Source organism: Rhodoferax sp., from assembly GCF_034520025.1.
GTDB lineage: Bacteria > Pseudomonadota > Gammaproteobacteria > Burkholderiales > Burkholderiaceae_C > Allorhodoferax.
The window spans coordinates 842,043-862,880 of record NZ_JAXHNZ010000002.1 but is presented as its reverse complement, the minus strand read 5'-3'; the positions used below and the strand labels follow the sequence as shown (position 1 = coordinate 862,880).

Sequence of the window (20,838 nt, the reverse complement as noted above, 5' to 3'; positions counted from 1 at the left end):
GCTAGACGCACTTTTTAACAAAAAACGATATGAAACCGATACAAGTGGGCCTGCTCGGCATTGGCACCGTGGGAAGCGGCACATTCAATGTGCTCAAACGCAACCAGCAAGAAATCCAGGGCCGTGCCGGCCGCGGTATCGAAATCACCATGGTCGCTGACCTCGACGTGGCCCGTGCCCAAAGCCTCGTCGGCCCCGACGTGAAGGTGGTGAACGATGCGCGTGCCGTGATTGCCAACCCCGACATCGATATCGTGATCGAACTGATTGGGGGCTACGGCATTGCCAAGGCGCTGGTGCTGGAAGCCATTGCCGCCGGCAAGCATGTGGTCACAGCCAACAAGGCCCTGCTTGCTGTGCACGGCACCGAAATTTTTGCTGCCGCTTCCGCCAAGGGCGTGATGGTGGCGTTTGAAGCGGCAGTGGCGGGGGGCATTCCCATCATCAAAGTGCTGCGCGAAGGCCTGACCGCCAACCGCATCCAGTGGCTTGCCGGCATCATCAACGGCACCACCAACTTCATCCTGTCCGAAATGCGCGACAAGGGCTTGGACTTTGATGTCGTGCTCAAGGAAGCCCAGCGTCTAGGCTACGCCGAAGCCGACCCGACCTTCGACATCGAAGGCGTGGACGCCGCCCACAAAGTCACCCTGATGAGCGCGATTGCCTTCGGCATTCCGGTGCAGTTCGACAAGGCCTATGTCGAAGGCATCACCAAGCTGGGCGCGGCCGACATCCGTTATGCCGAGCAACTGGGCTACCGCATCAAGCTCTTGGGTATTACCAAGCGCACCGCGGCGGGCATTGAGCTGCGCGTGCACCCCACACTGGTGCCGGCCAAGCGCTTGATCGCCAATGTGGAAGGCGCCATGAACGCCGTCATGGCCCATGGCGACGCTGTGGGCACCACGCTGTATTACGGCAAGGGCGCAGGCTCCGAGCCCACTGCCAGCGCCGTGATTGCCGACCTGGTGGACATCACCCGCCTGCACACTGCGGATGCCGCCCAGCGCGTGCCGCACTTGGCTTTCCAGCCCGACGCCATCAGCAACACCCCTGTAGTGGCCATAAGCGAAGTGGTGACCAGCTACTACCTGCGCCTGCGCGTGGCCGACGAGGCCGGTGTGCTGGCCAAGGTCACCGGTTTGCTGGCCGAGACCGGCATCAGCATTGATGCAGTGCTGCAACGTGAAGCGGACGAAATCAGCGGTGAAGCTGCGACCCAGACCGACGTCATCATCCTGACCCACGACTGCGCAGAAGCCAAGATGAACGCGGCCCTCGCCCAGATGCAGGCGCTTCCCACCGTGTTGCAGCCCATCACCCGCATCCGCAAGGAAGAGCTGGCGTAATCAGGACACTGCCGAATGCACTACATCTCTACCCGCGGCAACCTTGACCGCAAACGCTTCTGCGAAATCCTGCTCGAAGGCCTAGCGCCGGACGGCGGGCTTTACATGCCGGTGGCCTATCCGCAAGTGGACGACGCTACGCTGACCCGCTGGCGCAAGGTCTACCACGAGCAGGGCTACGCCACGCTGGCGTTTGAAATCCTGTCGCTGTACATCGACGACATTCCAGCCGACGACCTGCGTGCCTTGTGCGCCAAGACCTACACCGCCGAAGTATTCGGCACCGGCGAGATCGTGCCCCTGCGCCACCTGCAAGACGGTGTCTGGATCGAAGCCCTGTCCAATGGCCCGACTCTGGCGTTCAAGGACATGGCGATGCAGCTGCTGGGCAACCTGTTCGAATACGAACTGGCCCGCCGCGGAGAAGAACTCAACATTCTGGGCGCCACCAGCGGCGACACCGGCAGCGCCGCAGAGCACGCCATGCGTGGCAAGAAGGGTGTGCGCGTCTTCATGACCAGCCCGCACGGACGCATGAGCCCCTTTCAGCAGGCACAAATGTTCAGCCTGCAGGACGCCAACATCTACAACATCGCCATCAAGGGCGTGTTTGATGACTGCCAGGATATCGTGAAGGCGGTGTCCAACGACCTCGAGTTCAAGCGCAAGTACAAGATCGGTACCGTCAACTCCATCAACTGGGCGCGATTGCTGGCGCAGGTGGTGTACTACTTTGCCGGCTACATCCAAGCGACCGAGTCCAACGCCCAAAAGGTGTCGTTCAGCGTGCCCAGCGGCAACTTCGGCAATGTGTGTGCCGGCCATGTGGCTCGCCAAATGGGCCTGCCGGTTGACAAGCTGGTGGTCGCCACCAACGAAAACGATGTGCTCGACGAGTTCTTCCGCACCGGCGTGTACCGCGTGCGCGGCACCGCAGACACGCATGAGACCTCCAGCCCGTCCATGGACATTTCCAAGGCCAGCAACTTCGAACGCTTTGTGTTCGACCTGCTGGGCCGCGACGGTGCGCGGGTCAAGGCGCTGTTCGGTGAAGGCCTGTCCAAAACCGGCCAGTTCGACCTGAGTGCCGACCCGGTGTTCGGGCAGGCAGCCGCCAAGTATGGCTTTGTGAGCGGCAAGAGCACCCACGCCAACCGTCTCGACACCATTCGTGCCACTTATGAGCAGCACGGCATGATGATTGACACCCACACCGCCGATGGCCTGAAGGTAGCGCTGGAGCACCTGACTGCCGGCGTGCCCATGGTGGTGTTGGAAACCGCACTGCCCATCAAGTTCGCAGCTACCGTGGTCGAGGCCTTGGGCCGTGACCCCGTCCGCCCGGCGCAGTTTGAAGGCATCGAAGCCCTGCCCAAGCGCGTGCTGGTGATGGACGCTGACGTGCCCGCGATCAAAGCGCTCATTGAGCGTGAGTGTGTTTAACTTGTGTGTGAAAACGCTGCCTAGCGCCCGTCAATAGTGCGCGAGCAGCTCCTGAATCGATAGCAAATGACTTCTGCACCCGGCGCCCCCCGCAAGCCTTTATTGCCTTTGGACGATGCGCTGGCGCAGTTGCTGGCGGCTGTTGCCCCGCTGACAGCGACCGAGCAGGTCTCCACTTTCGATGCAGACGGCCGCGTGCTGGCCGCTGACGTGGTGTCTGGCCTGCAAGTGCCGGCCTTTGACAACAGTGCCATGGACGGCTACGCGGTGCGGGCTGAGGACCTGATGTTCGGCTCCAACGAGCTCCGGGTCACGCAGCGGATTTCCGCAGGTGCGGTCGGTGAGCCATTGCAAGCCGGCACAGCGGCTCGCATTTTCACCGGCGCGCCGGTCCCCCCTGGGGCCGATGCGGTGGTGATGCAAGAAGACTGCACCCGCATTCAAGACGAGCACCTTGGCCAGCCAGAGACCATCCGCGTCAACACCACGCCCTTGCCGGGCCAGCACATCCGCCATGCGGGTGAAGATGTGCAGAGCGGTGACTGCGTGTTGCCTGCTGGCACCCGCCTGGGCCCGGCAGAATTGGGCCTGGCTGCCAGCATCGGCATGGCGCAGCTGGATGTGGTGCGCAAGCCGCGGGTGGCCTTGTTTTCTACCGGTGACGAGCTGGTGATGCCCGGCACAGTGGCTCCACACGACATGCCGGCGGGCGCCATTTACAACTCCAACCGCTTTTTCTTGTTGAGCCTGCTGCGCCGCATGGGATGTGAGGTCGCAGATCTGGGTATCGTGCCTGACAACCGGGAGGCCACCATCGCGGCGCTCCAAAGAGCGGCGGCTGACAACGACGTCATCCTCACCAGCGGTGGCGTGTCGGTGGGCGAGGAAGACCATATCAAGCCCGCGGTGCAAAGCCTGGGAACGCTGGACTTGTGGCAAATTGCTATCAAGCCCGGCAAGCCCTTTGCCCACGGGCGCGTCGGGGCTGCTCATTTCATCGGTCTGCCCGGCAATCCGGTGTCCAGCTTTGTAACCTGTCTGGTGCTGGTGCGGCCGTTCCTTTTGCGCCTGCAAGGTGTGCAGGAATCCGCTATGAAAACCATAGCGGTCCGCGCAGATTTTGACTGGCCCAAGGCCGATAAACGCCGCGAATTTTTGCGGGTCCGCCATAACGCCAATGGCGGTCTCGATCTGTTCAGTAACCAGAGCTCCGGAGTGCTGACGTCCGCAGTTTGGGGGGATGGCTTGGTCGATGTCGCCCCGGGCGAGCCAATTCTGTACGGCCAGGCCGTGCGCTTCATTCCTTTTAACGGTTTGCTGGCATGAGGGTCACTGTGCGGTACTTCGCCTCCATGCGCGAGGCCATGGGCACTTCCAGCGAAGTGCTTGACACGGCAGCCACCACCTTGGCGCAGTTGCGCGCGGAGCTGATGGCCCGCGGCGGACCTGGCGCCGAGGCCTTGGGCGCCGACCGCTCTGTGCGGATGGCGCTGAACCAGGTGATGAGTGCGCCTGGCGATTCGTTGCACGAGGGCTGTGAAGTCGCGTTTTTTCCGCCGGTGACTGGTGGTTGACTGAGACCCATGGTGGCTCCAAATACGCTCCCCGGCGCTGGTGCGCGGGTACGAATCCAAGAGGCAGCGTTCGACGTCGCTGCCGAACTCGCTGCGCTGCAGGCGGGCGACCCCCGCGTCGGTGCGGTGTGCAGTTTTGTCGGCACGGTGCGCGACCGCAATGTGCCGGGTGCTGCCGGCTCGGTGCAGACCCTGGAGCTGGAGCACTACCCGGGCATGACCGAAAAGTCCATCGAAGCCATGGTGGACGCCGCGTTTGCCCGCTTCGATATCCTCGGCGCGCGAGTGGTACACCGGGTGGGTTTGCTGCAACCGACCGAGGGGGTGGTGCTGGTCGCCGTCAGCTCGGCCCACCGTGGCCAGAGTTTTCAGGCTTGTGAATTCATCATGGATTACCTCAAGACCCAGGCGCCATTCTGGAAAAAAGAGACCACACCCGATGGCGCCCATTGGGTGGATGCGCGGGTGAGTGATGACGAGGCTTTGGCCCGCTGGGGCATTGCCACCCGCAACGCGTGACCGGGCAAGGGCTCAGTTCAGGTACTTGGGGCGCTCAGCGAGGGCAAATGCATCCCAGTCGCTGGTGTCCGCTTCCATCGCCCCTTGGCCGGGCAAGGCGAGTGGCGTGTCTTGTGGATGCGCGCCGCTGATTCCCCATCCGCTGGCCTGCAAACCGAGGCGCAACACATGGAGCAGGGCTAGCGCCGTTTCGCTCACCATATGAATTTCGACGGTACGAGTCTCGGTTTGTCCCTGGCACGCTTCGTCAAAGCGCAAGCTCATCTCGTGTTTGTTCAGCAGCTGGTAGTGGGCTGCCGTCACGAGTAGCGGCCCGCCTGCGTCGGGCGATGCTTCTTGATACGGGGTCTGAAAGTCGGACTGGCCCAAAGTCTCCGCCTGCTGGTGGGCTCGCACGGCACCTTCGGCCGCACCGTCGTGGCCCACGGTCTGCGGATCACTCAGGCTGAGCTCGTGCACGGCCTTGTCGAGATGGGGAAACAGGTCCAGCATCAAACGCCGGGTCAGCCACAGGCCTTGCTCATCGCCGGCGGTCGAGTTCATCCGCACCAGCAGGCGGTCTTGCTCGGCGACATAGCTGACTTGAAACTGGTGGACTTGCATGCGGACTCAACGACAAAATGGCCAGCACGCATTATCGGGCTCCGGGGTCTTTCAGCCCAGAGTTTGCGCTGGGTCAAACATCGCCACTGCCCATGACTTGAAAACCCTCGGCAGGGCCCAAGCTGATGCATCAACGGATGAACCGTGAGGAGTAAGCCCATGCGAATCGACAAACTGACCACCAAATTTCAAGAAGCCCTGGCAGAGGCGCAAACGCTTGCGCTGACCCATGACAACGCCTTTATTGAGCCGGTGCATGTGCTGGCTGCCATGATCCGCACCGATGACGCGCCCAAAGCCCTGATGAATCGGGCCGGAGTCAATGTGGCTGGCTTGCTGGCCTCAGCTGAGGCCGGCATCAAGCGCCTGCCGCAGGTGCAAGGCCATGAGCAGGTGCAAGTGGGGCGCGATATGGTGTCGCTGCTACAAGCGGCTGAGAAAGAGGCCATCAAGCGGGGCGACCAGTTCATTGCCGGCGAGCTGTTTTTGCTGGCCGTGGCGGACCACAAGGGCGACGCCGGGCAAATGGCCCGCACCAACGGCCTGACCCGCAAGAGCCTGGAAGCCGCCATCGACGCCGTGCGTGGCGGCCAGAAGGTGGACAGTTCGGACGCGGAAGACCAGCGCGAATCCCTCAAGAAATACTGCATTGACCTGACCGAGCGCGCCCGCATGGGCAAGCTGGACCCGGTGATAGGCCGGGACGACGAAATCCGCCGCGCCATCCAGGTGCTGCAACGCCGGACTAAAAACAACCCGGTGCTGATTGGCGAGCCCGGCGTGGGCAAGACGGCCATCGTCGAAGGCCTGGCTCAGCGCATCGTGGAGGGCGAGGTGCCCGACAGCCTCAAGGGCAAACGCGTGCTCTCGCTGGACATGGCCGCGTTGTTGGCCGGTGCCAAGTTCCGTGGCGAGTTTGAAGAGCGCCTGAAGAACGTGCTCAAAGACCTGGCCAAGGACGAAGGCCAGACCATTGTCTTCATCGACGAGCTGCACACCATGGTGGGCGCGGGCAAGGGCGAGGGGGCCATGGACGCCGGCAACATGCTCAAGCCGGCACTGGCCCGTGGCGAGCTGCACTGCGTGGGCGCCACCACCCTGGACGAGTACCGCAAATACATTGAGAAGGACGCTGCGCTGGAGCGCCGCTTCCAGAAGATTCTGGTCGGCGAGCCCACGGTGGAAGCCACAATCGCCATCCTGCGCGGCCTGAAAGAGCGCTACGAAGTCCACCACGGCGTGGACATCACCGACCCGGCCATTGTGGCTGCGGCTGAGCTGAGCCACCGCTACATCACCGACCGCTTTTTGCCGGATAAGGCCATCGATCTGATTGACGAGGCTGCCTCCAAAATCAAAATCGAGCTGGATTCCAAGCCCGAAGTCATGGACAAGCTGGACCGCCGCTTGATCCAGCTGCAGATCGAGCGCGAAGCCGTCAAAAAAGAAAAAGACGAAGCCTCGCTCAAGCGCTTTGAGCTGATCAACGAAGAGATCAACAGCCTGCAAAAAGAGATCGCCGATCTGGACGAAATCTGGAAGGCCGAAAAGGCCACCGCCCAAGGCAGTGCCCAGGTGCGCGAAGAGATCGACAAGCTGCGCACCGAGATCGAAGCCCTGACCCGCAAGGGCGACCTCGCCAAGGTGGCGGAGCTGCAATACGGCAAGCTGCCGGAGCTGGAAAAGCGCCTCAAAACCGCTCAAGACCAAGAAGCCGGCAAGGCCGCCAGCGGCAAAGCCAACCAGCTGCTGCGCACCCAGGTGGGCGCCGAAGAAATTGCCGAGGTGGTGAGTCGTGCCACCGGTATTCCGGTTTCCAAGATGATGCAAGGCGAGCGCGACAAGCTGCTGCAAATGGAAGCCAAGCTGCACGACCGCGTGGTGGGGCAGGAAGAAGCGATTGCGGCCGTGGCCAACGCCATCCGCCGCTCGCGCTCGGGCCTGTCGGACCCGAACCGGCCTACCGGCTCCTTCTTGTTCCTTGGGCCTACGGGCGTGGGCAAGACCGAGCTGTGTAAGGCGCTGGCGGGCTTTTTGTTTGACAGCGAAGAGCACCTGGTGCGCATCGACATGAGCGAGTTCATGGAGAAGCACTCGGTCGCCCGTCTGATTGGTGCGCCCCCCGGCTATGTGGGTTACGAGGAGGGCGGCTATCTCACCGAAGCCGTGCGCCGCAAACCCTATGCCGTGCTGCTGCTCGACGAGGTGGAAAAAGCCCACCCCGATGTGTTCAACGTGCTGCTGCAAGTGCTGGACGATGGTCGCCTGACCGATGGCCAGGGCCGCACCGTGGACTTCAAGAATACGGTCATCGTGATGACCAGCAACATCGGCAGCCAGCTCATCCAGAGCATGGTGGGGCAGGACTACGAAGATGTGAAAGAAGCAGTCACCGGCGAGCTGAAAAACCACTTCCGCCCCGAGTTACTGAACCGGATCGACGAGACCGTGGTCTTCCACTCGCTGGATGCGGCCAACATCGCCTCGATTGCCAAGATCCAGTTGGCCACGCTGATGGGCCGCTTGGCCAAGATGGACTTGACGCTGGCGGTGAGCGACGCTGCGGTGGCCGAGCTGGCCAAGGTGGGCTTCGACCCTGTGTTCGGTGCACGACCCTTGAAGCGCGCCATCCAGCAGCGCATTGAGAACCCGCTCTCTAAGCTGCTGCTCGAAGGCAAGTTCCTGCCCAAATCGACGATACAGGTCGGGGTGGACCCCATCCTGGCGCCGGGGCAGTTCAGCTTCAGCTAAGCCGTCTGGGGCGCCATGGCGTCCCAGGCTGCGGCGGCTTCCGCGGCGTACATCAGGGCGGGGCCACCGCCCATGTACACGCACACGGCCAACATCTCATCCAGCTCAGCGCGGGTGCACCCCAGCTTGTGCAAGGCCTTCACATGAAAACCGATGCAGCCCGAGCAGTGCTGGGTGATGCCAATGGCCAGCGCCATCAACTCCTTGTGCTTGGCACTCAAGGCGCCCTCCGCCATCGATGCCTTGGCCAATAGCCCGAAGCCTTGCATGGCCTCGGGTTGTGCCTTGCGCAGGGGCCCCAAGTTTTCGTTGATCTGTTTGATGAGGGTGCTGTGGTCGAAAGAGCTCATGGGGTTTACCGTGGGATAAGGAAAAACCCACTGTAGGCACCGCGGCACCTTGGCGCCTTGATGCGCCGCAATTTAAGATCAAATAGGGCTCTAGCGCTCGTGAAATATGCGCGAGTAGCTATCAATTCAGGAGCGTTTTGCCCGCGGTGTCAGTGGTGTCCCACTGCAGCCGGCGCGCCAGGCGATCAAACGCGAGGTCTGCCGAGATCGCCAGCAGGCCTACCAGAACTGCGCCTTGCAGCACATAAGCGGTGTTAAACCCCGAGAGCCCAACGATGATCGGCGAGCCCAGCGTTTTGGCCCCTACGGTTGAGGCAATGGCCGCAGTGCCGATGTTGATGATGACGGACGTGCGCACGCCGGAAAGCCATGAAGGCAGGGCGAGCGGAATCTGCACTTGGGTGAGGATGTGCCGAGGTGACAGCCCCATGGCGCGGGCGGATTCCAGCACCGGGCGCGGCACCGACTCCAACCCAGCCAGCGTGGCTTGCAACACGGGCAAAAGCCCGAAGAGTGACAAAGCAATCACGGCCGGCAGCTCCCCAAAACCCACCGCCGGCACCGCCACCGCCAATATCGCTACCGGCGGGAAAGTTTGGCCCATGGCGGCCAGTGCCTCCAGCAAAGGCCTGAAGGCGCGGCCCGCAGGCCGTGTGGCTGCCACGCCGGCGGCTGTGCCCAGCAAAACAGCGATTGCGCTGGATAACAGCACCAGCCCGAGGTGCTGCCAGAGCAATTGAGCCAAGGGCTCTTGCAAATACACCGGGCGAGGTAGGGCCGGAAAAAGCGCGGCAAACACAGGTGTGCTGTGCGGCAGGCCATAGGCCAGCGCCAGCAACGCGGCCAGCGTCCACAGTAGCCGATCGCTCCACCAGTGGGGTCTGTGCCCTGGTGCCTCAGCCATGCCGGGCTTCCAGCAAATCGGCGGCGCTCACCTGGCCCAGCACCGTGCCGCTCGGGTTGGTGACGCGCAGGCACGACACGCCCAGCGCCGCCATTTGTGAGATAGCTTCCCGCACCGTGGCGGTATCGACAATCACATGAGGGGGCGTGACATCCTGCAGCGCTTGCACCAAGGGTGCAATCGGCCGCAGCGAGAGTTGTTTCAGGCCGAGGTCTGCGCGCCCCATAAAGTCGGCCACAAAGTCGCTGGCGGGTTGTTGCAGCAGCTCCAGCGGTGTACCCACTTGCGCGATGCGGCCTTGGTTCAACAGCACGATGCGGGTGGCCAAGAGCAAGGCTTCGTCAATGTCGTGGGTGACCAGCACAATGGTTTTGCCGGTGGCGCGGTGAATGCGTTTGAGCTCCAGCTGCAGGGTGGCGCGGGTCACAGGGTCCAGCGCACCAAAGGGCTCGTCCATCAGCAGCACATCGGGGTCTGCGGCCAGCGCACGCGCCACGCCCACACGCTGCTGTTGCCCGCCTGAGAGCTGGTGCGGGTAGCGGCTGGCGTATTGCCCGGGAGCCAAGTCGAGCAGTTGCAGCAGTTCGGTGACCCGGGCTTGCACGCGGGCGGCATCCCAGCCCAGCAGCGTGGGCACGGTGGCAATGTTGCGCGCCACCGTCCAGTGGGGGAACAGGCCTACCGACTGAATGGCATAGCCCATGCGGCGGCGCAAGTCCTGCACATTGAAGCTGTAAATCTCTGCGCCATTGAACAGAATGCGCCCGCCATCGTGGTCGACCATGCGGTTGATCATCTTGAGCGCGGTGGATTTGCCGGAGCCCGAGGGCCCTAGCAGCACTACCAGTTCACCCTGGGTGATATGCAGGTTCAAGTCGGTGATGGCGGGTGTACCGCCGTAAGACTTGCAGGTGTGGTCAAAAGTAATCATGCGTCGGGCGTCTCCAGCAAGGTGCTGAGCGCCTTGAAAAAATAGTCTGCCAGCAAAGCTAGCAGCACGATGGGAATCACACCCAGCATCACCAGCTCGTTAGCCGCGCTGAATAAGCCGTCAAACATGATGCTGCCCAAACCACCCGCACCCACCAATGCGGTCACTGCAGCCAGGCCCGTGGTTTGCACAACCGCGGTGCGCAGCCCGATCAGCAGCACCGGCAAGGCCAGCGGCAGCTCCACATGCCACAGCACTTGCCGTGGTGTCATGCCCATGGCGCGCGCTGCGGTCACGGTGGCTACGGGCACCTGCTCCAGCCCAGCCAAGGCCGAGCGCACGATGGGCAGCAGTGCATACAGCAGCAGCGCCAGCACCGCAGGCGCCAGGCCCACACCGCTGATACCCAGCCGGCCCAACACGGGGGCCTGCGCTGCCAGCCACGCCAGCGGCGCCATCAACAAGCCGAACAGGGCGATGGACGGTATGGTTTGAATCACATTCAGCACCGGCAACAGCGTCTCACGCAGGCGCGGTGCACGGGTCATGCGCCAGGCCAGCGGCACGCCGATGGCCACCGCCGGCGCAATAGCCAGCAGCACAATCTGCAAATGGCGCAGGATGGCAGGGCCAAACACATCGCTGTGGTTAGCGTATTCCTTGGCGATAGACAAGTCCTGCCCCGCACTCAACAACAGCAACAGGGGCGCGAACAAAGTGCTTTGCAGCAGCAAGCGTGGCAGGGTTGTCAGCCGCATGCGGGCGACTGCGTCGAGTGCCGCCATCCACGCCAGTGCCGCCAGCGTCCAAAAACCGGCACCCAACGAAGTGCGGACCAGCGGGTTGTCTGCCTGGCTCGCGAGGCTGATGCTGTTGGCATGGTGACCGGCCGCCAGCCACAGCGCGGCTAAGCCTGCCGACAGCACCAGCGCCGCTGAGGCCTGCACGGCCCGGCGGTGGGCTTGTGCAAGTGCAAGGCACAACACCCCTAGCCCTATGGCTGAGGCTGCAGCCATCCAGGCATTGGTGCCCACGAGCCATTGCCATAAAAAAACCGGCTCGCCAGATAGCAGCCGGTTCGGTGCGACCCGAACAAAGGGCAGGCCCCATGCGGCCCCCAATGCGAGCGCCATACACAGCGCCAGCACCGGGTTCCAGCGCTGGGCGCGCGCGTCCATCACAGTAGCGCTTATTTCAGGAAGCCCTTGCTCTGCAGGTAGGCACTAGCGACCTTGCGGGGGTCCTGGCCTTCGAGTTGGATGCGGGCGTTCAGCATTTGCAACGTGGGGCCATCCAGCGATTTGAAGATAGGTGCCAACACCGTGGCAATAGCGGGGTAGCGCTTGAGCACGTCTTCACGCACCAGCGGGGCAGGGGCATATACCGGCTGCACACCCTTGGGGTCGTCCATCACCACGAGGCCCAGCGCGGCCACCGGGCCGTCGGTGCCGTAGGCCATGGCGGCGTTCACGCCTGATGTTTTCTCGGCCGCAGCCTTGATGGTGGCTGCAGTGTCGCCACCGGCCAGCACCAGCGCCTGGTCCGCGCGCAGTTTGAAGCCATAGGCGGCTTGGAACGCAGGCATGGCGTCCGCACGTTCCATGAACTCGGCAGACGCGGCCAGCTTGAAGGCGCCACCTTTGGCGATGTACTGGCCCATATCGTCCAGGGTGCGCAGCTTGTTGGCTACCGCCACATCGCGGCGAACCGCAATCGCCCAGGTGTTGTTGGCGTTGGCGGGCTCTAGCCAGACGACCTTGTTTTTCTCAAGGTCCATCTTCTTGGCGAGCTCGTAGCCGGCGCGCAGGTCTTTCCAGGCCTTGTTGCTTTCGTCGCCCAGCATGAAGGCGCCGTTGCCGGTGTACTCGGGGTAGAGGTCGATCTCGCCGGCCAGCAGGGCGGTGCGCACCACCTTGGTGTTGCCCAAGGCCACCTTGTTTTCTGTTTTGATGCCATTGGCCTCCAGCGCCAGCACCACGATGTTGCCGAGCAGCTTGCCTTCTGTGTCGATCTTGGAGCTCACACGCACCGCGGTCTGGGCGTGGCTGGCGAAGCTGGCAAAACTGGTAAGAAGGCCCGTGGCCAGGACAAGAGAGAGACGGCGCGTAAGAGAGTGGGTCAGTCGCATGAGGAGCCTTTCAGAATGAGTGCACAGGATAAGCGAAACCCATTGCCCCGGGTACACCCTCTGCACGGCGGGCTGTGTTGCAATGTCACCTTCACCACCTCAAGGAAACCGCCATGAAAGCCATTTGGAACGGTACCGTGATTGCCCAGAGCGACGACACCGTGCTCGTAGAAGGCAACCACTACTTTCCCGCTACCAGCCTGAACCGCGACTACGTGCAGTTCAGCAACCACAAAACCAGCTGCGCCTGGAAAGGCCAGGCCAGCTACTACTCTCTGCTGGTCAACGGCGAAATGAACATCGACGCCGTTTGGTACTACGCCGACCCTAAGCCCGAAGCCGCCATGGTGCGCGACCGTGTGGCGTTCTGGAAGGGTGTGCAGGTCACGGCGGTGTAGGAAATTGCCTACATCAAGTCGAGATGGTGTCCGCTAGTGGCCAAGGCGCTGGTCGGCCACACTGACGTTGTGATTTTTCAATCACCACTAAAGGAAACACCATGAACGACTACCCCCTTCAAGCCCAACAACACGCTATCGCCCGTCTGCACCCTCTGGTGGCAGTGGCTGCCGGTTCGGTGGTGCTGGTCAGCCTGCTGGGCGCAGCCGCCCTGACGGGATTGCTCCCCAGTTCTAACGCGAATCCCCCGGCCGCCAGCGTGGCTAGCGCCGTGCCAGAAGCAAAGGCACCGACTGCCGAGGCCGTGCGGCCGGCCGCACCCAAGGCGCTAAGCCAGAAGGCACCCGCAGCCAAGCCCGCACCCGCTGTTAGCACCGCGCCGGCGGCACCCACACCCACTGCGCAGCCTGCCGCAGCACCGGCCCCCGCAAATAGCGCGATAGGTATTGGTATCGGGGCGGTGGTGGGTGGCGCACTGGGCAGCCAGATCGGCCACGGCGACGGCAAAACCTTGGCCACCATCGCCGGTGCAGTCGGTGGCGGCTACATTGGCAATGAAATCGCCAAGAAAAACGCTACCCCGTAAACCACTCGCCGGGCTAGCGCGGGGCCGGCATCCAAGCGGAGCAGCTCCAGCACTGCTCAAAACCGCCTTCCACCTGCTCGCCACAGCTACACAACCACCGCCGCTGCGGGACGTGTTGCAAGTGATGCAGTAGTGCCTGCGCGCTGGATTCCTGCTCCGGGTGGCGAATCCACACCTCGGGCAGGCATTGGTCGGGCGGCAACTCACCCACCACACTGCCCAGGTATTGCCGCTGAACGCTCGCGTCAATCCCCTCGGCCTTGAGCGCATCAGCCCATAGCGTGGCGATTTGCAGATTGGGGGCTTGGGTCAGGCGGGGCATAGGCCTATTGTGGCCATTTTTCTGCGGAGGGTAGCCCGGCGTAAACACCTGCAGCCTTTACCATCCAGCCCCATGTCTCCGATTCAACGCCGCATTCTTCAAGCTGCCCTGTACGAGGGTATCGCCATCGCTGTCGTCACGCCTACCTTGGCGCTGGCTTTTTCTCACCCGCCCGGTTCGGCACTGGCACTGGCGGTGGTGATGTCCAGCATTGCGCTGGCGTGGAACTACATCTTCAATAGCCTGTTTGAGCGCTGGGAGGCGCAGCAGGCGGTGAAAGGGCGTTCGCCCTTGCGCCGCTTTGTGCATGGTCTAGGGTTTGAGGGTGGCCTCGCCATCATCTTGATGCCGGTCATGGCGTATTGGCTCGACATCTCGCTTTGGGCCGCATTTGTGGCGGACTTGGGGCTGTTGGTGTTTTTCTTCTTTTACACCGTGGGCTTTACCTGGGCGTTTGACCGCATTTTTGGTTTGCCGCAATCGGCACGCTGACGTGCTGGTTTCTAAGCAAAATTGGACTATAGGCCCCGTAGATAAAGCGCAAGCAGCTCCTGATTTGATAGCGTTTTAGGCCGCCATCTTGTTCTTCAGGCGCAGCAGGCTCAGGCCCAGCAAGACAAACAATCCGCCCGATATGCGGTTGAACAGTTGCTGCTTGTGCGGGTTGGCCAGTTGGCCCCTGAACAGACGCGCTACCAGCACATAAAACAAGTGCGAAAGCAGAGACATGACCACAAAGGTGCAGGTGAGCACTGCCACTTGCTCCAGCACAGGCGCGTCCGCTGCGATGAACTGCGGAAACAGCGCAGAGAAAAAGAGGATGGCTTTGGGGTTCGTGAGCGCCACACCCATGCCCTGCACATAGAGCCGGCGGCTGATGCCCGGTATCTCAGCCTGTGGTGCGGCGGATTCTGCAGCAGCAAATGACACGGCCTGACTGCGCCATTGTCGGATACCCAAGTAGATCAGGTAGAGCGCGCCCACCACTTTGAGTACCGTGAATGCCAGCGCTGACACAGCCAAGATGGCGCCCATGCCGGCCATCGCCACACCCGAGATGACGAACAAGCCGGTGGCATTGCCCAGCGAGCTGGCCAGCCAGTGCTGCTTGCCATGCGCCATAGCATTGGTCATGGCCAGCAGAACGCCAGGCCCGGGGCTGAAGGTAACTAAAAACGCGACGCTACAGAAAACGAGCCAGTTCGAGAAGTGCATACAAAGGGAATTGATGGTTTATTTGGAGAGTGTTTTACTCTGAAAGTGACTGGGCGCTTTGCCCATGGCTTGTTTAAACATGGCCGAAAACGCGCTATCGCTGGCGTAACCACTGGCCGCAGCGACCTGTGCAATCGGCACACCCCGCGCGAGTTGGGGCAGTGCGTGGGCGAGCACTGCCTGGGTGCGCCATTGCTGGTAGCTGGTGCCCAGCTCGTCGCGGAACAAGCGGGCCACGGTGCGTTCGCTGGCGCCCACCTCGGCTACCCATTCGCGCAGCTGGTTTTTCTGGGCCGGGTCGCGCAGCACGGCTTCGCACAAGGCGCGCAGCCGCTTGTCACCCAGCACCGGGTGTGGCATGGGCACGCCGAGTGCATGGGTGTCGGCATGTTGAATCTCGTCCAGCGCCAGGGCCATGACAGCGTCTTCGCGCGGTCCGGGTTCGCTGCCTTGTAGCGCTCCGATCAATTCGCGCAGCAGCGGGCTGACCACCAACACCCTGCAGTCCATCCAATCGGCGGGCAGGGCGGCGGGGGCGATGTCCACGGTGCGCAGCTCGGCGCTTTCCAGTACCACTACGTTGTGTTGTACCCGGGGTGGAATCCACACTGCACGGCTAGGCGGCACGATGAAGGTGGTTTCGCAGGCTCCCTGGGTCACGGTGACCTGCATCAGGCCACTGGCGCAATAGGTGAACTGCGACCAGGCGTGTTGGTGCGGTTCGATATGCGCATTCATGGCCAGCGCCCGGCCGCGACTGCGTACGGGGCGTTGTGCAGTGGGCGGCCGCTGGGGCGAGGTGTCACTCTGCACCGGGTGCAGGCGGGCGGGCTTGGTGGTGCGGGTCATCGGGTAGCTGGTTGGGCAGATTTGGCGTGTTTTCGATGATTATTGTCTTTTTGTCGCATTTCAGAAAATCGGCGCGGACGTACGATGAACGCATGACCACTGCCACCCTGCCTGCCGCCGCGGATACAGCCACATTTAAAAAAGACGCCACGGTCATCGGCCTGATTGGCCTAGCCCACGGGAGTTCGCACTTCGGGCACTTGATACTGCCGCTGCTGTTTCCTGTGTTTATGAAAGAGTTCGGCCTCAATTACTCGCAGCTGGGCTTGCTGATGACCGCATTTTTTGTGGTGTCTGGCGTGGGGCAAGCCTGCGCCGGTTTTGTGGTGGACCGGTTTGGTGCGCGGCCCCTGTTGTTCATGTCGCTGTGCCTGTTTGTTGTGGCCTGTGTCATTGCCTCATTTGCCACCAGCTACGCGTGGCTATTGCTGGTGGCTGTACTGGCTGGCATGGGCAATGCCACGTTTCACCCGGTGGATTTCACCATTCTTAACCAGCGGGTGTCTGCACCCCGACTGGGCTATGCCTTTAGTGCGCACGGGTTAAGCGGCAACTTGGGCTGGGCGTTGGCTCCGGTGTTTTTTGCGAGCTTGGGTGCCGTGATCGGCTGGCGCCAGACCTACTTGGCTGCCGCCGTGTTTTTTGTGGTGGTGATTGCTATCTTGGCAACGCACCGCGAGCACCTGCGCACCACAGTGGCCCGCAAGGCAGTGTCTGAAGAGGGCGGCCCCCAAGCGGAGCATGCAATGGCGTTTATGAAGCTGCCGGTGGTGTGGTGGTGCTTTGGCTTCTTTTTTCTCAGCACCATGACGCTGGCCGTGGTGCAGAGCTATGCGGTTTCCATCCTTAAGGCCATGCACGGCGTGAGCTTTGAAGCAGCTACGTACACCATTTCGTCGTACATGCTGTTTGGCGCTGTGGGCATGTTTATTGGCGGGTTTGTGGCCGCCAAGTCAAAGCACTCCGACCGGGTAGTGGCCATGGCCATGGCGGCGGGTGCGGCACTGCTAGCGCTGTGCGGCACCGGCTGGTTGGGGGGCACCGGCACCATGGTGGTGTTGGCGACGACGGGTTTTGCGGTGGGTATCGGCGGCCCTTCGCGCGACATGATGATCAAGAAAGCCACCCCCAAAGGTGCTACTGGTCGTGTCTACGGCCTGGTGTACTCCGGGTTGGATACTGGCTTTGCGGTGTCGCCGCTGGTGTTCGGCGTGTTCATGGACCGGGGCTGGTACGGCGCTACGCTTTTGGGCGCTGCGCTGGTGCTGCTGCTGAGCGTGGGCGCTGCGCTGGGCGTGGGGCTGCGCACCGGCAAGTGAGCCGGGGGCTGAACCCGTTTCCAACCAGCTCTGGCGCGCGTTACCGCTTCAGGTGTGCCAAGGGCAGCTCGGTACTGCTCTTGATGCGCCCCAGCACAATGTTTGAGCGGATACTGCCAACCCCCTGAATCCTGGTCAAGCGGCGCAAAACCTGCTCGGACAGTACGCCCAGGTCCGCTGCCACGATCTGCAAGATGTAGTCCGACTCGCCGGCCACCGAGTAACACTCCAGCACCTCGGGAAAGCTGGCAATCTCCCGCTCAAAAGCCAGGCCCTCGTCGCCGCTGTGCCGGGTGAGTGTCACGTAGCTGATGGCCCGCACGCCAAGGCCGATGGCCTGTGGCTCCAGCAGCGCCACATAGCGGCGGATGATGCCTGCGGCCTGCAGCCGCTGCACCCGCCGGCTCACCTGCGAGGCGGACAAATGCACCTGCTCCCCGATTTGCTGGTGGGTGGCGTGCGAATCCTGCTGCAGTGCAGCAAGAAGGCTAATATCAAAGCTATCCAGCAGCGAATCTTCGTTCTTTTCCATTTTCATGCACAAATTATGCATGTGGGGTGGCAAGCGGCCTTCAACTTGCACACCCTTTGCACGCCCAATTGACCACAATCAAGGCTTTAAGCACAGCGTTTGAGGAGCACGATATGGCCGATTTGTTTGACAACCCCATGGGGCTGATGGGTTTCGAATTTGTAGAGTTTGCGGCGCCCGTAGCAGGTGTGATTGAACCCATATTCGAGCGCATGGGCTTTACGTTGGTGGCCAAGCACCGCTCCAAAGACGTGGTGTTGTACCGCCAGGGGGGCATCAACTTCATCGTCAACCGCGAGCCCAAAAGCGTGGCCGGCTACTTTGCCGCCGAGCACGGGCCTAGCGCCTGCGGCATGGCGTTCCGTGTGAAAGACTCGCACCTCGCCTACAAGCGCGCCCTCGAACTCGGCGCCCAGCCTGTTGAGCTGCGCCCCGGCCCCATGGAGCTGAACCTGCCTGCTATCAAGGGCATTGGCGGCGCGCCGCTGTATTTGATTGACCGTTATGAAGACGGCAAATCGATTTACGACATCGACTTTGAATTCATTGAGGGCGTGGAGCGCCATCCGGTGGGCCATGGCTTCAGTGTGGTCGATCACCTGACGCACAACGTGTACCGTGGCCGCATGGCGTATTGGGCAGACTTCTATAGCAAGTTGTTCAACTTTCAGGAAATTCGCTATTTCGACATTCAAGGCGAATACACCGGCCTTACCTCTAAGGCCATGACCGCGCCGGACGGCTTGGTGCGCATTCCGCTGAACGAAGAAGCGCGCCAAGGCGGCGGCCAGATTGAAGAGTTTTTGATGCAGTTCAACGGCGAAGGTATTCAGCATATCGCCCTGCTGTGCGAGGACTTGCCCGGCGCGATCGACAAGCTGCAGATGGCCGGTATTCCACTACTCACCGCACCCAACGGCGTGTACTACGAAAACCTGTCCAAGCGCCTGCCGGGCCACGGCCAGCCAGTGGGTGAACTGCAAGCCCGCGGCATTTTGCTGGACGGCACGACGGAAGGCGGCCAACCGCGCCTGCTGTTGCAAATCTTTTCGCAGCCGCTGCTGGGCCCGGTGTTTTTTGAGTTCATCGAGCGCAAGGGCAACTACCGTGAGGGCTTTGGCGAGGGCAATTTCAAGGCCTTGTTCGAGTCGCTGGAGCGCGACCAGATCAACCGTGGCGTGATTGACGCGGCCAAATAAACCCAGATGCACCGAGGAGACAACACCATGAAAATCGACCGCATCCACCACGTCGCCTACCGCTGCAAAGACGCCAAAGAAACTGTGCTCTGGTACCAAAAGATGCTCAACATGGACTTTGTGCTGGCGATTGCCGAAGACGTGGTGCCCAGCACCAAAGCCCCCGACCCGTACATGCACATCTTCATGGATGCAGGACAGGGCAATGTGCTGGCCTTTTTTGAGCTACCCACGCAACCGGAGATGGGCCGCGACCCCAACACCCCCGCCTGGGTGCAACACATTGCCTTCCGCGTGAAGGACCGGGCGGAGCTGCTGGAATTCAAGGCGCACCTGGAAGCCAACGGCGTGGATGTGCTGGGGGTGACCGACCACGGCATGTTCCATAGCATCTACTTCTTCGACCCCAACGGCCATCGTCTGGAACTGGCTTGCCCGGACCCCGAAGAGGCTGCCAAGATCGCCCAGGCCGACGCGGTGAAATGGCAGATGCTGGAGGAATGGAGTGTGACCAAGCGCGCGCCCAAGCACGCCGCGTTTTTGCATGCCAAAGAGTTGGGGGCATCTGCATGAACGCTACGCTGATCACCTTGGATGCTACGCACGACCCCGCCACGCTGAGCTGGGTGGAGAGCGCCAACGCGCCCGACACCGACTTTCCGATCCAGAACCTGCCGTTCGGCCGCTTCCGCCACAACCCGCTGGAGCCTTGGCAGATTGGCGTGGCCATTGGCGACCGTGTGCTGGACCTGCACGCCGTGGGCTTGGTGGATCACAACGATATGCACCGCCTCCTGGCCCTGCCGGTGGCAGAGCGCCGCGCTTTACGGCTGGCGATTTGGGAAGGGCTGCGTGAAGGCTCGGCTCTGAAGGCGGTGTGGGCCGATGCACTGTTGCGCCAATCCGAGGTAGAGCTGGGCCTGCCCTGTGAGGTGGGCGACTACACCGACTTTTACACCGGCATTCACCACGCCACTACGGTGGGCAAACTCTTCCGCCCGGACAACCCGCTCTTACCCAATTACCAGTGGGTGCCCATTGGCTACCACGGCCGCGCGAGCAGCATTGGTGCCAGCGGCCAGCAGTTTCACCGCCCGCGCGGGCAAACGCTCAAACCCGGTGCCTCGGTGCCAGACTTCGGCCCCACCGCGCGGCTGGACTATGAACTGGAAATGGCAGCCTGGGTCGGCATGGACAATGCGCTGGGTGCTCCTGTTTCCATAGCGGAGGCGGAGGGGCACATCTTCGGCCTTACGTTGCTCAACGACTGGAGTGCACGCGATGTGCAGGCCTGGGAGTACCAGCCGCTGGGCCCGTTTTTGGCTAAAAACTTTGCCACCACTGTGTCGCCCTGGTTGGTAACGATGGAGGCACTGGCGCCATTCCGCGCACCGTTTGTGCGCGACGCGGCCGACCCACAGCCTCTGCCGTATTTGGACGGCGAGACCAACCGCGCTCAAGGTGCGCTGGATGTGCAGCTCGAAGTCTGGCTGCAAACGCCCGCCATGCGCGCGGCTGGCGAGGCAGGTGTGCGCCTGTCGCAATCCAATATGCGGGACGCCTACTGGACGCTGGCGCAGCTGCTGACCCACCACACGGTGAACGGCTGCAACCTGCGCGGTGGCGATGTGCTGGGCACAGGTACGCTGTCCGGCCCCAAACCGGAGCAGGGCGGTTCGCTCTTGGAGCTGAGCCAAGGTGGCAAGCAGCCCATCACCTTGCCCAACGGCGAGACTCGCACCTTCCTGCAAGACGGCGATACCGTCATCCTGCGCGGCAGCGGCGAGCGCGCGGGCGCGCGCCGCATTGGTTTTGGTGATTGCCGGGGCACCGTGCTGGCCGCACGCTGAATGGTTGCGCAG

At 62.2% G+C, this 20,838-nt stretch carries 23 protein-coding genes; 13 read left to right on the top strand and 10 right to left on the bottom strand.

Going from position 1 to position 20,838, the window contains the following annotated elements:
* Positions 1-29: 29 nt before the first annotated feature.
* From U5L73_RS12365 to U5L73_RS12345, 5 genes are all read left to right on the top strand, one after another.
* Positions 30-1,352, top strand: a complete 1,323-nt coding sequence (locus U5L73_RS12365) for a homoserine dehydrogenase (RefSeq protein ID WP_322562642.1) — start codon at positions 30-32, stop codon at positions 1,350-1,352.
* A gap of 15 nt (positions 1,353-1,367) precedes the next feature.
* Positions 1,368-2,795, top strand: a complete 1,428-nt coding sequence (gene thrC / locus U5L73_RS12360; protein WP_322562641.1) for a threonine synthase — start codon at positions 1,368-1,370, stop codon at positions 2,793-2,795.
* A 66-nt stretch (positions 2,796-2,861) separates the two neighbouring features.
* Positions 2,862-4,121, top strand: a complete 1,260-nt coding sequence (gene glp / locus U5L73_RS12355) for a gephyrin-like molybdotransferase Glp (RefSeq protein WP_322562640.1) — start codon at positions 2,862-2,864, stop codon at positions 4,119-4,121.
* Complete coding sequence (gene moaD / locus U5L73_RS12350) at positions 4,118-4,369, top strand: molybdopterin converting factor subunit 1 (RefSeq protein WP_322562639.1); 252 nt, start codon at positions 4,118-4,120, stop codon at positions 4,367-4,369. Before glp ends, moaD begins: the two co-directional genes overlap by 4 nt.
* Positions 4,370-4,378: 9 nt before the next feature.
* Positions 4,379-4,888: a molybdenum cofactor biosynthesis protein MoaE gene (locus U5L73_RS12345; RefSeq protein ID WP_322562638.1), complete on the top strand. Its 510-nt coding sequence runs from the start codon at positions 4,379-4,381 to the stop codon at positions 4,886-4,888.
* Positions 4,889-4,900: 12 nt separating this feature from the next.
* Here the strand turns inward: U5L73_RS12345 and U5L73_RS12340 are convergent, their stop codons facing one another.
* Positions 4,901-5,491 carry a hypothetical protein gene (locus U5L73_RS12340; protein ID WP_322562637.1) on the bottom strand — a complete coding sequence of 197 codons (591 nt, stop codon included), beginning with the start codon at positions 5,489-5,491 and terminating at the stop codon, positions 4,901-4,903.
* Between the two features lie 159 nt (positions 5,492-5,650).
* On the opposite strand from U5L73_RS12340, the gene clpB reads away from it, so the two are divergent.
* A complete protein-coding gene (gene clpB, locus U5L73_RS12335; RefSeq protein ID WP_322562636.1) occupies positions 5,651-8,242 on the top strand; it encodes an ATP-dependent chaperone ClpB in 2,592 nt (863 codons plus the stop codon).
* Here the strand turns inward: clpB and U5L73_RS12330 are convergent.
* The 5 genes from U5L73_RS12330 to U5L73_RS12310 all read right to left on the bottom strand — a co-directional run bounded on the left by U5L73_RS12330 (position 8,239) and on the right by U5L73_RS12310 (position 12,555).
* Positions 8,239-8,592: a carboxymuconolactone decarboxylase family protein gene (locus U5L73_RS12330; protein ID WP_322562635.1), complete on the bottom strand. Its 354-nt coding sequence runs from the start codon at positions 8,590-8,592 to the stop codon at positions 8,239-8,241. The genes clpB and U5L73_RS12330 overlap by 4 nt on opposite strands.
* A gap of 121 nt (positions 8,593-8,713) precedes the next feature.
* A complete protein-coding gene (locus tag U5L73_RS12325; RefSeq protein WP_322562634.1) occupies positions 8,714-9,496 on the bottom strand; it encodes an ABC transporter permease in 783 nt (260 codons plus the stop codon).
* A complete protein-coding gene (locus tag U5L73_RS12320; protein WP_322562633.1) occupies positions 9,489-10,427 on the bottom strand; it encodes an ABC transporter ATP-binding protein in 939 nt (312 codons plus the stop codon). Before U5L73_RS12320 ends, U5L73_RS12325 begins: the two co-directional genes overlap by 8 nt.
* A complete protein-coding gene (locus U5L73_RS12315) occupies positions 10,424-11,605 on the bottom strand; it encodes an ABC transporter permease (RefSeq protein ID WP_322562632.1) in 1,182 nt (393 codons plus the stop codon). The genes U5L73_RS12320 and U5L73_RS12315 overlap by 4 nt, the downstream gene beginning before the upstream one ends.
* A gap of 11 nt (positions 11,606-11,616) precedes the next feature.
* Positions 11,617-12,555 carry an ABC transporter substrate-binding protein gene (locus U5L73_RS12310; RefSeq protein WP_322562631.1) on the bottom strand — a complete coding sequence of 313 codons (939 nt, stop codon included), beginning with the start codon at positions 12,553-12,555 and terminating at the stop codon, positions 11,617-11,619.
* A gap of 113 nt (positions 12,556-12,668) precedes the next feature.
* Here U5L73_RS12310 and U5L73_RS12305 point away from each other — a divergent pair, with 113 nt between their 5' ends.
* Positions 12,669-12,953: a DUF427 domain-containing protein gene (locus U5L73_RS12305; RefSeq protein WP_322562630.1), complete on the top strand. Its 285-nt coding sequence runs from the start codon at positions 12,669-12,671 to the stop codon at positions 12,951-12,953.
* Positions 12,954-13,054: 101 nt separating this feature from the next.
* The gene (locus U5L73_RS12300; RefSeq protein WP_322562629.1) at positions 13,055-13,540 is read left to right on the top strand and encodes a glycine zipper 2TM domain-containing protein; all 486 of its coding nucleotides are present in this window, start codon (positions 13,055-13,057) and stop codon (positions 13,538-13,540) included.
* Positions 13,541-13,553: 13 nt separating this feature from the next.
* Here U5L73_RS12300 and U5L73_RS12295 read toward each other — a convergent pair whose 3' ends face one another.
* Entirely contained in the window at positions 13,554-13,862 is a 309-nt protein-coding gene (locus tag U5L73_RS12295; protein WP_322562628.1) for a DUF2007 domain-containing protein, read from the bottom strand.
* A 72-nt stretch (positions 13,863-13,934) separates the two neighbouring features.
* On the opposite strand from U5L73_RS12295, the gene U5L73_RS12290 reads away from it, so the two are divergent.
* Entirely contained in the window at positions 13,935-14,354 is a 420-nt protein-coding gene (locus U5L73_RS12290) for a PACE efflux transporter (RefSeq protein ID WP_322562627.1), read from the top strand.
* 75 nt (positions 14,355-14,429) lie between these two features.
* Here the strand turns inward: U5L73_RS12290 and U5L73_RS12285 are convergent, their stop codons facing one another.
* Positions 14,430-15,077 (bottom strand): LysE family translocator, encoded by a 648-nt coding sequence (locus U5L73_RS12285; RefSeq protein WP_322562626.1) that lies wholly within the window; start codon positions 15,075-15,077, stop codon positions 14,430-14,432.
* Positions 15,078-15,095: 18 nt separating this feature from the next.
* On the bottom strand, positions 15,096-15,926 hold the full coding sequence (locus tag U5L73_RS12280; RefSeq protein WP_322562625.1) for a helix-turn-helix transcriptional regulator: 831 nt from the start codon (positions 15,924-15,926) through the stop codon (positions 15,096-15,098).
* Positions 15,927-16,018: 92 nt separating this feature from the next.
* Between U5L73_RS12280 and U5L73_RS12275 the strand changes: the two genes are divergently transcribed.
* On the top strand, positions 16,019-17,245 hold the full coding sequence (locus U5L73_RS12275) for an MFS transporter (protein ID WP_322562624.1): 1,227 nt from the start codon (positions 16,019-16,021) through the stop codon (positions 17,243-17,245).
* A gap of 40 nt (positions 17,246-17,285) precedes the next feature.
* Here the strand turns inward: U5L73_RS12275 and U5L73_RS12270 are convergent, their stop codons facing one another.
* The gene (locus U5L73_RS12270) at positions 17,286-17,783 is read right to left on the bottom strand and encodes an Lrp/AsnC family transcriptional regulator (RefSeq protein ID WP_322562623.1); all 498 of its coding nucleotides are present in this window, start codon (positions 17,781-17,783) and stop codon (positions 17,286-17,288) included.
* 107 nt (positions 17,784-17,890) lie between these two features.
* Here U5L73_RS12270 and hppD point away from each other — a divergent pair, with 107 nt between their 5' ends.
* The 3 genes from hppD to fahA are packed head-to-tail and all read left to right on the top strand — an operon-like array spanning position 17,891 to position 20,826.
* Positions 17,891-18,976 carry a 4-hydroxyphenylpyruvate dioxygenase gene (gene hppD / locus U5L73_RS12265; protein ID WP_322562622.1) on the top strand — a complete coding sequence of 362 codons (1,086 nt, stop codon included), beginning with the start codon at positions 17,891-17,893 and terminating at the stop codon, positions 18,974-18,976.
* Positions 18,977-19,003: 27 nt separating this feature from the next.
* Positions 19,004-19,549, top strand: a complete 546-nt coding sequence (locus tag U5L73_RS12260) for a VOC family protein (RefSeq protein ID WP_322562621.1) — start codon at positions 19,004-19,006, stop codon at positions 19,547-19,549.
* Positions 19,546-20,826, top strand: a complete 1,281-nt coding sequence (gene fahA, locus U5L73_RS12255; protein WP_322562620.1) for a fumarylacetoacetase — start codon at positions 19,546-19,548, stop codon at positions 20,824-20,826. The genes U5L73_RS12260 and fahA overlap by 4 nt, the downstream gene beginning before the upstream one ends.
* Positions 20,827-20,838 lie beyond the last annotated feature (12 nt).